This window comes from Acinetobacter lwoffii (assembly GCF_015602705.1).
Classification (GTDB): Bacteria; Pseudomonadota; Gammaproteobacteria; order Pseudomonadales; family Moraxellaceae; genus Acinetobacter; species Acinetobacter lwoffii_E.
This window is the reverse complement of the sequence record NZ_CP059081.1, coordinates 2,182,696-2,198,261: the sequence shown is the minus strand read 5'-3', so window position 1 is coordinate 2,198,261 and position 15,566 is coordinate 2,182,696. Positions and strand designations below refer to the sequence as shown.

The following is a 15,566-nucleotide window of genomic DNA, read 5'->3' as shown; positions in this document are numbered from 1 at the left end:
TTTTGAGTGTAGTTATGTCTGACGAGTTGTTGATTAACGTCACGCCGATGGAATGTCGGGTCGCGTTAATTGAAAACGGCACGGTCAATGAACTGTTTGTCGAGCGTACGGCCAAGCGTGGCCTGGTAGGGAATGTCTATAAAGGAAAAGTGGTGCGGGTCTTACCTGGCATGCAGGCTGCTTTCGTAGATATCGGACTCTCTCGCACTGCGTTTTTACATATCAATGATATGGTCTGGCCACGCAATCAACCCACGCCTAATGTTTTTGAGCTGCTTCAACCGGGACAAGTCCTCACGGTTCAGGTGATGAAGGATATGCTCGGCACCAAGGGTGCGCGGCTATCTACCGATCTCTCTATTCCTTCGCGTTATTTAGTGTTGATGCCATATGGCAATCATATTGGTGTATCGCAACGGATTGAATCCGAGGAAGAGCGGAATCGCTTGCGTTCCATCATTGAGCGGATTCAGGCAGAACATAAGCTGCCGGGTTCAGTGATTGTTCGTACTGCGGCAGAAGGCATTGAAGAAGAAGCCATCGCACAGGATATGGCTTATCTGGCCAAGCTTTGGGAATACATCCAGCGCAAGCAAAAGATTATTGCAGTGCCGTCCTTGATCTTTGAAGAATTGCCTTTACCGCAGCGGGTGATTCGTGATCTGGCCAATGAAGAAACTGCCAAAATTTACGTAGATTCACGTGAAATTCATGCCAAGTTGCAGGAATTTGTCGAAGAATTTGTTCCGAACATGAAAGACCGTTTGCTGCATTATCCGGGCGAGCGGCCAATTTTTGACTTGTATAATGTCGAAGAAGACCTGCAAAAGGCATTGCAAACTCGAGTCGCATTGAAGTCTGGCGGTTATCTGATGATTGACCAGACGGAAGCCATGGCCACAATTGATGTCAATACCGGTTCTTATGTTGGTGGACGTTCGCTGGAAGATACGGTTTTTAAAACCAATATGGAAGCGACGGATGTTATCGCGCGTCAGTTACGGCTGCGTAATCTCGGCGGCATTATCATCATCGACTTCATTGATATGCAGGAAGCGCAGCATCGTGAAGAAGTGATGAAACAGTTTGAGCGCATGTTAGAACGTGACCACGCCAAGACCAAGATTACTCAGGTATCAGAACTGGGCTTGGTGGAAATGACCCGGAAACGCACCCGTGAGTCGCTGGAACATCTGCTGTGCGAGTCTTGTCCGACCTGTCAAGGACGCGGTTATGTCAAAACAGCCGAGTCAGTATGTTACGAAATATTCAGGGAGATTCTGCGTTATGCTCGTGCTTATGAGTCACAGAGTGGCTTTACTGTCGTTGCGCATCCGGCTGTTATTGATCGTCTATTAACAGCAGAAGCGCCTGCAGTCGCTGATCTAGAACATTTCATTAATCGCGTGATTAAGTTTCAGGTGGAAAATCTGTATACGCAAGAGCAATACGATATCATTCTCAGCTGAAATTGTAACAGAATATCGTTAAACACTTGTTACATCTGAAATTTTACAATCGGGCCTTTATTTACAATACTAGATGCATGAATTAGCCAAAGCCGTTTCTCCCAGTTTCAGGCTTAGCAAAAGGAGTGTGTGATGAGTATGAGTAAAGCAGTGATCCATAAAGGCCTAAAACACGTATTAGAACCAAAGACTGTACATGCGGGATATATCGTCGATGAGCGCGGTAATGAAGTTCAGATTACCGCGAGCATGATCCGTAACGTCTGCCATCAATTATTACAACAGTGCCGTACCATTAAAAGCTGATTGCATTTGTGCATTGTTTCTAACTTATCAAAAATGATTTGGATAGACGTTTAAATCGAGAAGTCTTCCAAAAATTCTAAAATAATTTAAAAAGATTTCCAAAAATAAAGAAAAGGGACCAGATCGGCATTGCTGTCCCACAATTTTTCACAAGAGGAAGCTCATTTGAGCTTCCTCTTGTTTTATGGGTATTTTATCGGGTGAAAATAAAGCTTTTAAAGTTCTTCTTTCAAACAAATTCACTTGAATTATTCTGAGTAAACGTTGAACTGTCCAACCTGTTTTCCCTAAATGTTGAGCGAAACTCACCAATAAATAGGCGATCATCGCAATCCAGATTTGTGTCTGAATTGCGTTCCTGCTGCGGCCTAGAAACGCTTTTAATTTGAGATTCTGCTTAATCGCCTTAAAGAACAGCTCAACTTTCCAACGATCTTTATAAATCGCCGCAATGGTGGAGGCGGCTAAATGAAAGTTATTGCTGAGAAAGCTAAAGTGCTTGCCACTTTGCTGATCTCTATATTCAATTCTTCTTAACACTGGGGCTTTTCTTTTTAGGGCATGTGCGCTATTCAGCTGAATGGTTTCATCTTTTAGAATACCTTTGGATTCAAGCACTGGATGTTGCCGGATCACCTGATACACAGATTTAGGCCTAAAACGTGGGACAAATCCAATGTTTTGAGCAGTCAGATTTGCATACCATTGGTAATCGACATAGCCTTTATCAAAAACTACAATGCTGCCAGCAGGAAACTGGAATTTGCGGCCTTGTACCATGTCATTTTCTTTGCCATTTTCAACTGCAACAAACTCAGGAATATCATTGCTGTGATTCAATCCTATGCTGAGTTTCATGCTGGCTTTTGAGTCGTGAACTTTGGCCCATTCACATAAGGAAAGCGACAGGTCAATATGACTGGCATCCAAGGAATACAAGGGATTCTTAAAGCGAAATTTATGAGCTACTTTTGAGTGTTCATAGTATTTAAGCAACTTGTAAAATAGCTGTTGATACAAGGCAGCAGGCTGCTGCTCATTGATTCGTGCCAGCGTGCTTCGGGGAATAGACTTTGCTCCGAGATGACTTAGCTTTTCCTGTTGGCACTCCAAATTGGATTGAATATCTCTCAGACTTTGCCTACAAGAGAATTGAGACATCAATATGGCAATAAACTGATCCCACCGGGAAGCCGCTCTAAATTTCTGTCCAACATGGTGTACTTTAGCAAGTTGTTCAAAATCCTGTCGCACAACAGGTTTAATTAGCTCATGAAATACGGTATTCTGATGTGACAAAACCTGAATCCTGGTCGTTAAAGTGTTTGTTTGCACTCATATTTTAACTGTTAGGACTCAGGTTTTTTTATTTAAAGCAAACTATGGGACAGCAGTGACCAGATCGGTCCCTTTATTCTGTGCTCAAAGACTGGCAAAAATGATCAGCATCTTTGGCAGTCCATCTATCTTATTTATTCATCCGCGGTTAGCTTACCGCTCGTAACTTTGGGACAGGTTCGCCATCTACAATAAGTTCAAAACGTTGAATTTCTTCTTCCAGATGTGTTAGCAAGTTCTGCATTTTCGGCAGGGCATTACGACATGCGGTCAAGCCGACTTCCAGTTTGTCTAGATAGCTGGTCATGGTGATATTTAGAGCCTGACCATCCAGTACGATAGAAGCCGGATAAAGTGCTTCAAGACGTGCACCATTCCAGTAAAGGGGCTCTTGTGGTCCAGGTACATTGGAAATAATCACGTTAAACGCCTGACGTGTCGGCATTAAACCGGAGGCAATATTCAGACCTGCTGCACCGTAGACAAAGGCACTATAGTTCAAAATCTGGTTGGCATTCATACGTTTGAAGCGTTCTTTGGCACTCAGCACACTGCGACGTACGATCTTGAGACGTTCCAGCGGATCTTCTTTATGCGTACCCAGATTGGCCAGAATCATGGTAATACGGTTGGATATATCTGAATCGTCACTGCGAACAGAAGCTGGAACCATAGCAATTAACGGTTTTTTCGGTAAGGCATTTTGCGATAATAAATATTCACGTAATGCACCTGAACAAATGGCCAGGACGATATCATTAATGGTCACGCCCAATGCCTTAGAAATATGACGTAAACGTGAAAATTCGAAAGACTGGGCTGCAAAGCGACGTGAAGCACTGACGCGTTGATTCAGAATACTGCTTGGCGCCTGAAAGCTGGATACATAATCCGGATTGCGTCCCATATCTTTCATGACGGTTTGCGACAGTTCATAAGCAACTCGTGGCGCACATTCCAGTTGCCCCTTAATGGTCTGCAGGACATTTTTAAACCTGTTCACTTTAGGTGCTTTCAGGCGTTTAGCACGTGGCCCTTCTACACACCACGGCGGTACAATACTCTTGGCATGGGGGTCAAATGAAAGTGATTTTTCTACCAGACGCATGCCGGCAATCCCATCTACCATGGCATGGTGAATTTTGAAATACATGGCAAAACGGTTACCTTCAATACCTTCAATAATATGACAGGTCCATAAAGGTTTGGCACGATCAATCAGGGCACTATGTTCTTGAGAAATATAGGTCAGCAATTCACGGATACGGCCCGGTTTTGGCAGGGCGATATGACGAAAATGATGATCTAAATCAAATTCTTGGTCTTCATCCCAAAACAGGCCGTTTAAATAATTGTTAAAAGGTGGGATTGGAGAGCATTTCGAATTTTGGATATCCGTGACTAGATCCTGAATAAAGGAAGCTGGCGCATTGTCGGGAATTTGGAATAAAAATAGTCCACCTACATGCATAGGCTGCTGCCGTTTCTCTAAAGTTAAGAAAATAAAATCAATTGGATGTAATGGACGCATAGCGTGGATTGCCTCACTGCATTCTCTATGGCTTTTTTGCTAAAAGGCCTTGTTAGAATTATTACTTTAGTTTTTAAAGTATATCTTTTTTAGCATATAAATGAACTGCTTTATCTTGCCTCAACTGTGAAAAAGTGGCTATTGACAAGAACAAAATATCTTCCTAAGTTTATGAAATGTGAAAATTTTAGTTTTAAAATAGTTTTCTAAAAATAGTATTTACTAGGCGAAGTGGAATGTAACTTAATAATTATGTGTTATTAAAAGAATAGCATTGTGATCAATTTCACATTTTATGCAAATAAATCAATGAGCTAAAATTTTATAAATTCTTTAATTAAAATAATATTATCCCGATAAAAGGTAATTTATATCTTGTCACTAAATGTAAAATTATCAATTAAAAAGACTATCTTTATTAAAAATAGTCTTTTAATCAATAGGAACGATAAAACTTAACTTTATTTTTTTAGATTGCCAGCATGTAAGCCACATTCTTTATGGGTAGCTTCTTCCCACCACCAGCGACCTTCGCGTTCATGCTGATTTGGCAGCACAGGGCGAGTGCAGGGCTCACAGCCGATAGAAACAAAACCTTTCTCATGTAGGGCATTGTAAGGGACTTCCATCATACGGATATAACTCCAGACATCCGCACTGGACCAGTTGGCAAGAGGATTGTACTTGATCAACTGTTTTCCCGGACCGGAGAAACCTGAATCGGCCTGAACCACTGGAATTTCATTGCGTGTACCCGGACTTTGGTCTTTGCGCTGACCGGTAATCCAGCCGTCCAGCGTGGCCAGTTTTTTACGTAGCGGTTGAACCTTGCGTATACCGCAACATTCCTGATGGCCATCTTCAAAGAAACTGAATAAACCTTTAGCGGTCACTAAATTTTGTACTGCATCCGTTTCAGGGAAGCAGATTTCAATCTCGATATTATAATGCTTACGCACCCGTTCAATAAACTGATACGTTTCAGCATGTAGGCGGCCAGTATCCAGACTGAATACCCGGAACGGTTTACCGAGATGCGATGCCATATCAATCAATACAACATCTTCAGCACCAGAAAATGAAATCGCAATTTCACCTTGCTGGCCCAGTGCAAGTGCCAAAATTTCATTGGGCGATTTATCTGCATATTCAGATGCAAGAGCATCAATACGATCAATAGTAGGAATGATGGTCATGAGAGTCCTGGCGATATAGGCTTGGAAAGGACGTGGCCTATATTAATTAATTTCACATCTATTTTAATAGAATTGATTTAGTTGACTTATCACTAAAAAATAAATACTTATGAAAAAAATAGATTTAAAAAAGTACAGTACAAAATCTGTTGCTTCAGCTATGATAGTACAAAATTTTTTCAATACAACTTAGAGGGAATGTTCATGGAAGTCGTATGTCTAGATTTAGAAGGTGTATTGGTTCCAGAAATCTGGATTAACTTTGCCAAAAAAACCGGTATTAAAGAGCTTGAAGTGACGACTCGTGACATTCCTGACTATGATGTATTGATGACCCAACGTCTGAATATTTTAAAACAGCACGGTTTAGGCTTGAACGATATTCAGGAAGTGATTGCAGAAATGGGGCCGTTCCCGGGAGCAAAAGAATTTGTGAAATGGGTGAGTACGCATTTTCAATTGATTATTCTTTCAGATACTTTCTATGAATTTGCGCATCCACTAATGAAGCAGCTGGATTGGCCAACTATTTTCTGTCATAAATTGGAAACGGATGAAGCTGGCATGATCTCGGCTTATAAACTTCGCCAGCCAGATCAAAAACGTCAAGCCGTAAAAGCATTACATGGCTTGAACTTCCGTGTGATTGCAGCAGGAGATTCTTATAATGATACCACGATGCTAGGTGAAGCAGATCATGGTTTCCTATTTGATGCGCCTGAAAATGTGATTGCTGAATTCCCGCAATTCCCGCCAATTCGTGGTTATGATGCGTTAAAAGAAGCGATTCGTAATGCTTCAGTACGTGATATTCCAGCTTAATATTTAAGTGTATGTAATAAAAGAAAGGGCGCTTATAGCGCCCTTTCTTGTTGAATACTAATTTTTTAACGCAATTAGAAACGGTAACCGATTTTCATACCATAGCCGATTGCATGGTTGTCTTCAAAGCTACCTTTTACTTCACCACCTGTTTGTGCTTGTGCATCTCCTAGCCAGAAGTATTTAACCCCAGCCTGGATAAAATAGTTTTCTGCAGGGCTGTATTGGCCGCCTAGACCGACACTCCAATAACCTTCAGTTGGACCCAAGGTGGTTACCGGGTTTCCTGCACCAGAGTCATAACCTACAGCAGCAGAGCCTGACCATTTAACGTTAAATTTATGACCTAAACCCACATTTGCAGACCATTGATCATCTGAATAATCGACAAGATTCTGCTGTTTTCCGGTGAGTGCGCCAGTTAGCTGAGATAAATAAGCAGGTTTTACTGCAAACTGATCCCAATGTACCCAGCGAATATTAGCAAAGGCTAAGGTATTTTTTGCAATGCCTGACTGTAAGTCAATGTTGACTGATTGTGGTGTAGTAATTTCCGCTTTATGGTAAGTTGGAATTACTGGTTTACCTAATAATGTGCCAGTTAATCCAGGAATATATAAAGCCCCATCTGTACCAAAACCGAAGGTTTCTGTGGTATCTAATTCATGTTTAATTTCAGAGCGATAAGTCACAGCAGCTTTTAAAGCAATTTCAGGAATAGAATATGCAAAACCAGCTAACCAACCGTAAGCTTCACTTTCTTTAAGGTCAATATCATAACCGCCAAGAACTTGCGGGCCTCTATAAGCTGTACCACGTAGGGAGACTTTCGCCTTTACGCTTTGATAGACAGGTCCGGCATAAACATTCCAGTTCTCATTTGGCTGATACCCTATAAGTGCTGTAATGCTATTGGTTTTTACTTCAACAGAAGTGCCTTCCAATACACCAGTATTGGTATTTACTGTAGCAAAAGCATTAGATTCAGGCGCATATTGAGAGTCAGCTCCAAATGGCTGGTCATAAAGTAAACCCAGAGATATTTTATCAGTTGCCTGAATTTTTATAGCAGCAGTAGGGAAGTAGTAATCTTCAGCCATATCGCTGACTTTATTGCCGGCATTGTCTTTACCTTGAACTTCTGGATCTAAAACAGAAATACCTGCTTCCGCATAGTTACCCGGCTGTAAAAAAGCAGAAATAGATTGACCAGAACGGTCTAAGCCAGCTGCTTGAACTGCAGAAAGAGGTAAAGTGCTAAGTAAAATAGCAGAATAAATTTTATTAAGCTTCATGGTACGTTCCCTGATGCCATCTGTAACAAAAATGTGATGGAAAAGTAACATAAATTTAAAAAGAGTAAATGCTCAGCTTTGTCGAAGAAATGAACTAAGGCGGTTAAGGAAAGGGCTTGATTAGAGTTTTTATACTAATTTTGTTGGTATAAATATATGAAAAATATCAGATTAAATTAACTTTAAATAATGTGAAAGGATTGAAGTTCTGTTAATTTTAATTGGTGCTAAAATAATCGAATGATATGCAAGTGAATAAAAATAGAGTAAAAAAGTTAAAAAAACCACCCGAAGGTGGTTTTTTTATTAAGGATATCTTAGAAACGGTAACCCATTTTTAAGCCATATGCCCATGCTTTATTGTCTTCAAATTCAGCGACGTATTCAGAACTACCAGCTTGCGCGCCTGTTTGTGCTTTTGCATCACCTAACATGAAGTATTTAACACCACCCGCGATGAAAGTAGCTGGTGTTGGACTGTACTGAAGACCTAAGCCTACATTCCAATAACCTTCAGTTGGACCAAGTGTAGATACAGGGTTGCCTGCACCAGAGTCCCAACCTACAGATACGTTACCAGCCCATAGATCATTAAATTTACGACCCACACCTACAGTTGCTGAAATTTGGTCATCTTCATATTCAACCAGATTAAAGCCATCTGGACGACCTATTAGAGGGCCTACAGCTTCACTTACATTGCCAAATTGGTAAGGACGAATAGAAAAGTTTGACCAGTCTACCCAGCGTACATTAGCGAAAGCTACAGTATTTGCCATTACACCTGTTTGGAAATCCAAGTTTACAGATTGAGGTGTAGTAATTTTGGTTTTTCCAGAATCATCTAGAGTAGCAAGCTGAGCAGGAGAAACACCTAGACCACCTAATACAGTTGTTAGTAAAGGGAAGTTTAAAAGTGATAAGTCTTCAGAAGCTGAAATATCATGGTCAATTTCTGAACGATAAGTTACAGAAGCTTTTAAAGCAATATCTGGGATTTGGAAGGCTAAACCTGCTAACCAGCCTGTACCACTTGTTTCTTTAAATGTCGCATCATAACCATTGAAAAGGCTATATGCTTGACCGCGTAAGCTTAGATTCCCTTTAACGGTTTGATAGACACCACCACCATAGATATTCCAGTTTTCAGTCGGTTGGTAACCAAAAACTAAAGATAGGTTTTGAGTATCTACTTCAACTTTAGTATTGCCTTCGCCTAAGAAATTATTACCTGCAGCAAGTGCTCCAGTTAACTGTTGAAAAGCTGGACTACTTCTAACTTGTGCTTCAGCACCTGCTAGCGTTTGTTCATTTACTGGTGCTCCTAGGGCTTCAAGAGCTGCAACTGCTCTAGCGCGTACAATATTGTTTATTGCACCAGTTGATAAGATAGTGTCTGTACCTGGGTTTGAAGTAAAGACATTAGTGCCTTGGTATTCAGCATCAGCACCATATGGTTGATCATATAAAATACCAACTGAGAATTTTTCAGTAGGTTGAAACTTTAATGCTGCACTTGGGAAATAGTAATCACCAGCCATATCATCAATATTACGGCGTGTTTCACTTGTACCAGCTTCTTTACCAGATACATCTGGGTCTAGGACAGAAATACCTGCTTCAAAATAATTACCTGGTTGCAGGAAGGCCGCCATTGATTGGCCTGAACGATCTAAAGCTGCTGCAAAAGCACCCGTCATTGGTACAGTTGCAAGAATCATTGCAGTAGTTAATGTTTTTAATTTCATTTACGTCTTTCCTTGAGGTACAAATTTATATCTAGCGTTGTTGTTTGCACTTATTAAATTCTTGGAGATTTCGGGTATTTATCCGCAATCATTTGTTACTCCATGTGACAAAAATAGCACAATTAAAATAAGAGTAAATGCTCTAGAAAAAACTAATTAGTCTAAAAAAGCATCAAAATAGAGTTTTTACACCAAAAAATAGCCTCATTTTGAAATAAGTATTTGAAAGTAATAGAAATAAAATAATGAAGAAAAAATGATTTTTTGTATAAAAAATATTCTAAAAATATGAAGATTAACGCTGATTTTTTGAAGTATAGATCACATTTTGAAAGGATGGTGCGCCCTGCGGGACTCGAACCCACGTCGGTCGCTTAGGAGGCAACTGCTCTATCCAGTTAAGCTAAGGGCGCGAAAAGAAGGCTATTGTACTGTAAAAAATACAAAAAAAGTTATTGCCGAAGCAATAACTTTTAAGGACTCATAGCTACAGGAGTTGTCTAAGTATTTTTAGGCTTAAGTAACTTAAACAGACCGAACATGACCACGATCCAAAGCGGGATCATCAAAATGGATTCCTGGAATCCTTGCGTCCACATGATGTAAAGAATCGTAACAATAAAACCAAGAACTAGAATATTGCCCGCCGGAGACCACAGCGCAGGGAAGGAAGTCTTCTGTCCCAGCTTTTTCATGCTTTGAATAAATTTGAGATGGGTCAGGGTAATCATGGCCCAGTTCAATACCAATGCACCGACTACGATGTAAATCAGATGACTTAAGGCATCTTCAGGCACGAAGTAGTTAAGTAGTACACAACCGAAAATCAGCGCAGCAGAGAACAATACAGCGGGAATCGGTGTCCCTTGCTTATTCACTTTCATGAAGACTTTAGGTGCATTTCCTTGTTGAGCCAGACCATATAGCATACGGCTGTTGGCATACATACCACTGTTATACACAGACAGTGCTGCTGTCAGGATAATAAAGTTCAGTAAGTGTGCTGCCCAGTCAATGCCAAGCTGGCTGAAAATCATCACGAAAGGACTTTTGTCCAGACCACCAAGCTCAAGCTGATTCCAAGGCACGAGTGACAACAGAATCGTCAAAGCACCGACATAGAAAATCAGAATACGGAAAACCACCTGATTAATGGCTTTCGGAATGGTTTTTTCCGGATTTTCAGCTTCTGCAGCCGCCATACCGATCAGTTCAATACCACCGAAGGCAAACATCAGGAAGGCCAGCATGTAGAACAGACCTTCAAAACCATTCGGGAAGAAACCGCCCGCGGTCCAAAGATTGCTAAAAGATGCGCCTGAAGAAGCATCAGCAGTCAGGATCAGATACAGGCCAAAGACAATCATCGAGATGACCGCAGTCACTTTAATGATGGAAAGCCAGAATTCTGATTCACCGTAGAATTTCACATTGCCGAGGTTGACCAGTGTAATCACGATAAAGAAAAACAGTACCGATGCCCAGGCTGGAATATGCGGCCACCAGTAGTTGATATATTTCGCAACTGCGGTAAGTTCGGTCATGGCTACCAGGATATACAAAATCCAGTAGTTCCAACCCGCAAGGAAACCGGGAAATTTTCCCCAGTATTTATAAGCAAAATGGCTGAATGAACCTGCGACAGGTTCATGAACAATCATCTCACCCAATTGACGCATGATTAAAAATGCAATCAGGCCCCCAATGGCATAGCCTAAAATAATAGAAGGACCCGCAGATTGGATCACCTGTGCGGAACCTAAGAATAAGCCTGTGCCAATTGCACCGCCCATGGCGATCAACTGAATATGACGGTTCTTTAAGCCACGCTGAAGTTGTGAAGACTCGTTATTCAAAGTGTTCAGCCCGACAATGGAAAATGATAAGTGGCTGATTGTAATTGATCAGACTAAAGAAGCCTAGTCCATCCTAAGAATGAAATATTGTTGGAGGAATAATAAAAAATATTCATATAAATAACTGAAATAAAATATAAATGAATCAATATATTAATTTTATTGAAACTGTTACTGATGAGTTCTCTATTTTCTTGGATAAAATACAAATGCCGTTTTTTTATACTAAGGTCTGGCAGCCAAGCAGTTCTGCTTTCAACATACTATACTTTGAATATAAATATTGAATAACCTGTACGAAAACAAAGACAAGTCAAAGGATGAAATAATTCATGAGTTTTGCCGCCCAAATCAAGATTCCTGCAACCTATATGCGTGGAGGCACCAGTAAAGGTGTTTTCTTTAAGCTGGATGACCTGCCTGTAGAAGCACAACAGCCTGGCCGGATTCGTGACCAGCTTTTGCTACGCGTGATTGGTAGCCCAGATCCATATGGGAAACAGATCGACGGTATGGGTGGTGCCAGTTCCAGTACCAGTAAAACGGTCATTCTGTCAAAAAGCCTGCACGCTGATCATGATGTCGATTATTTATTTGGTCAGGTGTCAATTGACCGTCCTTTTGTAGACTGGAGCGGTAACTGCGGCAATCTGACCGCGGCAGTGGGAGCATTTGCCATTTCCAATGGTCTGGTCGATGCCGAACGTATTCTTGAAAATGGGTTATGCACGGTACGGATCTGGCAGACCAATATTCAGAAAACCATTATTGCACATGTGCCGATGCGAAATGGTCAAGTGCAGGAGCTGGGTGATTTCGAACTGGATGGCGTAACCTTTCCTGCGGCGGAAGTGCAGATCGAGTTTCTGGATCCAGCTGATGACGATGCTGAAGGCGGTTCGATGTTTCCAACAGGCAATCTGGTCGATACTTTGGAAGTGCCCAATATTGGCAGTTTCGAAGTGACCATGATTAATGCCGGCATTCCAACCGTCTTTTTGAATGCGAGAGATCTAGGCTATAAGGGCACAGAACTCCAGGATCATATCAATAATGACGTAGCCGCCCTGACAAAGTTCGAAACGATTCGTGCCTATGCAGCCAAACAGATGGGATTGATTCAGGATATTGCAGAAGCCGTAACCCGACAACACACGCCAAAAATTGCCTTTGTTGCACCACCGAGTAACTATACTTCATCCAGTGGCAAAACCGTCACCGAATCAGATACCGATATTCTGGTTCGGGCCTTGTCTATGGGTAAACTCCATCATGCCATGATGGGCACGGCTGCAGTGGCTATTGGTACGGCAGCTGCCATTCCCGGAACATTGGTGAACCGGGTCGCAGGTGGGGTAGAGCGTGAAGCGGTGCGTTTCGGTCATCCTTCCGGGACTTTAAGAGTGGGTGCACAAGCAAGTTTTGAAAATGGTGAGTGGAAAGTGAAGAAAGCGATTATGAGCCGTAGTGCCCGCGTATTGATGGAAGGCTGGGTGCGCGTACCAGAAGATGTTCTCGTTTAAATGCCGTGCATACATTTAGCCTGTAAAACCACCGGTTCTGCGGTGGTTTTTTATGGTTTAAAATCTCTGACTTGCTTATTTGATATTGAATAGCAAATTTCAGTAGAACAATTCGATTTATGGCTGAAAATTCAAGGCATTTCTAGGTACAATGCCTGATCACCGTACAGGCATTTATTCGCTTGTCATTTTATTCTTCTGGACTACGTATTCGAGGCGAATGTGTCATCTATCACTGACGTATCAACCCATGCACTCACTCAAGCACAACACCGCATTCAACAGGATTTATTGACCGCTCTGGAAGCCTTTGCCATTTCGGAACCGTTAAGGTCGGCAGTCCATCATGCTGTGATGCTTGGTGGCAAGCGAGTACGTCCAGCGCTATGCTATGCCACTGCTGCATTAAAACCCAATCAGAATAGTGCTGCAGTGCGCCGTGCAGCGGTTGCAATCGAGTTTATTCACTGCTATTCACTGGCCCATGATGATCTGCCGTGTATGGACAATGATTTGCTGCGCCGTGGCCAGCCGACATGTCATGTGGCTTATGGAGAAGATACCGCGCTTTTGGCAGGTGATATCCTGCAATCGATGGCTTTTGAAATTTTGGGTAGCCGTCTGTTTGATCAGGGGCCAGCGGTGGAAGCTTCCATTGTACTGAAGCAGATGCAGATTCTGGCAACCGCTTCTTCGAAAATGGTGAATGGCCAAGTTTTAGATTTGCAGTCTGAAGGCAAAAAAATCGATCAGCAAGCACTGGAAAATATTCATCGCAATAAAACCGGTGCTTTGATTAGTGCCGCGATCATGATGGCGGCGGTGACTATTTTTGAGGGTACCGATCTGGCCATTCCTAAATTACGTGAGTTTGGACAGGCGATTGGTCTGGCCTTTCAGGTACAGGATGATATTTTGGATATTATTTCCGATACCGAAGTGTTGGGGAAAACAGCCGGCAAGGATGAACAGGTAGAAAAATCGACCTATCCGGCATTGATGGGTTTGGAGCAGGCCAAGGCCTATGCCCAGCAATTACATGATCAGGCGATCAATGCCTTGAACCATTTTGAAGGGGCGGAAGAGTTGAGGCAAATTACCCAGTTCCTGCTCACGCGCAAAAGCTGATTGAAAAATTATTTTTCTAAAAAATTTTAAAGGAACCGCATAAAAAAAGAGGACTTGAAGTCACTGCTGTCCCATAGTTTGCTTTAAATAAAAAAACCTGAGTCCTAACAGTTAAAATATGAGTGCAAACAAACACTTTAACGACCAGGATTCAGGTTTTGTCACATCAGAATACCGTATTTCATGAGCTAATTAAACCTGTTGTGCGACAGGATTTTGAACAACTTGCTAAAGTACACCATGTTGGACAGAAATTTAGAGCGGCTTCCCGGTGGGATCAGTTTATTGCCATATTGATGTCTCAATTCTCTTAGTAGGCAAAGTCTGAGAGATATTCAATCCAATTTGGAGTGCCAACAGGAAAAGCTAAGTCATCTCGGAGCAAAGTCTATTCCCCGAAGCACGCTGGCACGAATCAATGAGCAGCAGCCTGCTGCCTTGTATCAACAGCTATTTTACAAGTTGCTTAAATACTATGAACACTCAAAAGTAGCTCATAAATTTCGCTTTAAGAATCCCTTGTATTCCTTGGATGCCAGTCATATTGACCTGTCGCTTTCCTTATGTGAATGGGCCAAAGTTCATGACTCAAAAGCCAGCATGAAACTCAGCATAGGATTGAATCACAGCAATGATATTCCTGAGTTTGTTGCAGTTGAAAATGGCAAAGAAAATGACATGGTACAAGGCCGCAAATTCCAGTTTCCTGCTGGCAGCATTGTAGTTTTTGATAAAGGCTATGTCGATTACCAATGGTATGCAAATCTGACTGCTCAAAACATTGGATTTGTCCCACGTTTTAGGCCTAAATCTGTGTATCAGGTGATCCGGCAACATCCAGTGCTTGAATCCAAAGGTATTCTAAAAGATGAAACCATTCAGCTGAATAGCGCACATGCCCTAAAAAGAAAAGCCCCAGTGTTAAGAAGAATTGAATATAGAGATCAGCAAAGTGGCAAGCACTTTAGCTTTCTCAGCAATAACTTTCATTTAGCCGCCTCCACCATTGCGGCGATTTATAAAGATCGTTGGAAAGTTGAGCTGTTCTTTAAGGCGATTAAGCAGAATCTCAAATTAAAAGCGTTTCTAGGCCGCAGCAGGAACGCAATTCAGACACAAATCTGGATTGCGATGATCGCCTATTTATTGGTGAGTTTCGCTCAACATTTAGGGAAAACAGGTTGGACAGTTCAACGTTTACTCAGAATAATTCAAGTGAATTTGTTTGAAAGAAGAACTTTAAAAGCTTTATTTTCACCCGATAAAATACCCATAAAACAAGAGGAAGCTCAAATGAGCTTCCTCTTGTGAAAAATTGTGGGACAGCAATGGACTTGAAGTCCTCTTTTTAGTT

Annotated in this window: 11 protein-coding genes, 1 tRNA gene and 1 pseudogene; 6 read left to right on the top strand and 7 right to left on the bottom strand. The window is 41.7% G+C overall.

Annotated features, from left to right (window positions below; translation table 11 throughout):
- Positions 1-14: 14 nt before the first annotated feature.
- A complete protein-coding gene (gene rng / locus H0S56_RS10565; RefSeq protein ID WP_004646221.1) occupies positions 15-1,469 on the top strand; it encodes a ribonuclease G in 1,455 nt (484 codons plus the stop codon).
- A 132-nt stretch (positions 1,470-1,601) separates the two neighbouring features.
- Positions 1,602-1,775: a PA1571 family protein gene (locus H0S56_RS10560; protein WP_004646222.1), complete on the top strand. Its 174-nt coding sequence runs from the start codon at positions 1,602-1,604 to the stop codon at positions 1,773-1,775.
- A gap of 147 nt (positions 1,776-1,922) precedes the next feature.
- Here H0S56_RS10560 and H0S56_RS10555 read toward each other — a convergent pair whose 3' ends face one another.
- The 3 genes from H0S56_RS10555 to H0S56_RS10545 form a co-directional block, all read right to left on the bottom strand.
- Positions 1,923-3,074 carry an IS4-like element ISAbe18 family transposase gene (locus H0S56_RS10555; protein ID WP_195726033.1) on the bottom strand — a complete coding sequence of 384 codons (1,152 nt, stop codon included), beginning with the start codon at positions 3,072-3,074 and terminating at the stop codon, positions 1,923-1,925.
- 187 nt (positions 3,075-3,261) lie between these two features.
- The gene (locus H0S56_RS10550; protein ID WP_004646223.1) at positions 3,262-4,644 is read right to left on the bottom strand and encodes a WS/DGAT/MGAT family O-acyltransferase; all 1,383 of its coding nucleotides are present in this window, start codon (positions 4,642-4,644) and stop codon (positions 3,262-3,264) included.
- A gap of 461 nt (positions 4,645-5,105) precedes the next feature.
- Complete coding sequence (locus H0S56_RS10545; protein ID WP_195725023.1) at positions 5,106-5,840, bottom strand: phosphoadenylyl-sulfate reductase; 735 nt, start codon at positions 5,838-5,840, stop codon at positions 5,106-5,108.
- Between the two features lie 204 nt (positions 5,841-6,044).
- On the opposite strand from H0S56_RS10545, the gene thrH reads away from it, so the two are divergent.
- Positions 6,045-6,662 (top strand): bifunctional phosphoserine phosphatase/homoserine phosphotransferase ThrH, encoded by a 618-nt coding sequence (gene thrH / locus H0S56_RS10540; RefSeq protein WP_195725022.1) that lies wholly within the window; start codon positions 6,045-6,047, stop codon positions 6,660-6,662.
- A 74-nt stretch (positions 6,663-6,736) separates the two neighbouring features.
- Here the strand turns inward: thrH and H0S56_RS10535 are convergent, their stop codons facing one another.
- From H0S56_RS10535 to H0S56_RS10520, 4 genes are all read right to left on the bottom strand, one after another.
- Positions 6,737-7,957 (bottom strand): OmpP1/FadL family transporter, encoded by a 1,221-nt coding sequence (locus tag H0S56_RS10535; RefSeq protein WP_005104694.1) that lies wholly within the window; start codon positions 7,955-7,957, stop codon positions 6,737-6,739.
- A gap of 317 nt (positions 7,958-8,274) precedes the next feature.
- On the bottom strand, positions 8,275-9,705 hold the full coding sequence (locus H0S56_RS10530; RefSeq protein ID WP_195725021.1) for an outer membrane protein transport protein: 1,431 nt from the start codon (positions 9,703-9,705) through the stop codon (positions 8,275-8,277).
- A gap of 337 nt (positions 9,706-10,042) precedes the next feature.
- Positions 10,043-10,118 (bottom strand) — tRNA-Arg (locus tag H0S56_RS10525).
- Positions 10,119-10,205: 87 nt separating this feature from the next.
- Positions 10,206-11,561, bottom strand: coding sequence for an amino acid permease (locus H0S56_RS10520; RefSeq protein ID WP_195725020.1), 1,356 nt, complete (start codon positions 11,559-11,561; stop codon positions 10,206-10,208).
- A gap of 332 nt (positions 11,562-11,893) precedes the next feature.
- Between H0S56_RS10520 and prpF the strand changes: the two genes are divergently transcribed.
- From prpF to H0S56_RS10505, 3 genes and pseudogenes are all read left to right on the top strand, one after another.
- Positions 11,894-13,084 carry a 2-methylaconitate cis-trans isomerase PrpF gene (gene prpF, locus H0S56_RS10515; RefSeq protein WP_195725019.1) on the top strand — a complete coding sequence of 397 codons (1,191 nt, stop codon included), beginning with the start codon at positions 11,894-11,896 and terminating at the stop codon, positions 13,082-13,084.
- A 222-nt stretch (positions 13,085-13,306) separates the two neighbouring features.
- Positions 13,307-14,212 (top strand): polyprenyl synthetase family protein, encoded by a 906-nt coding sequence (locus tag H0S56_RS10510; RefSeq protein ID WP_195725018.1) that lies wholly within the window; start codon positions 13,307-13,309, stop codon positions 14,210-14,212.
- Between the two features lie 158 nt (positions 14,213-14,370).
- A pseudogene (locus H0S56_RS10505) lies at positions 14,371-15,523 on the top strand (IS4-like element ISAbe18 family transposase).
- The last annotated feature ends 43 nt before the right edge of the window (positions 15,524-15,566 follow it).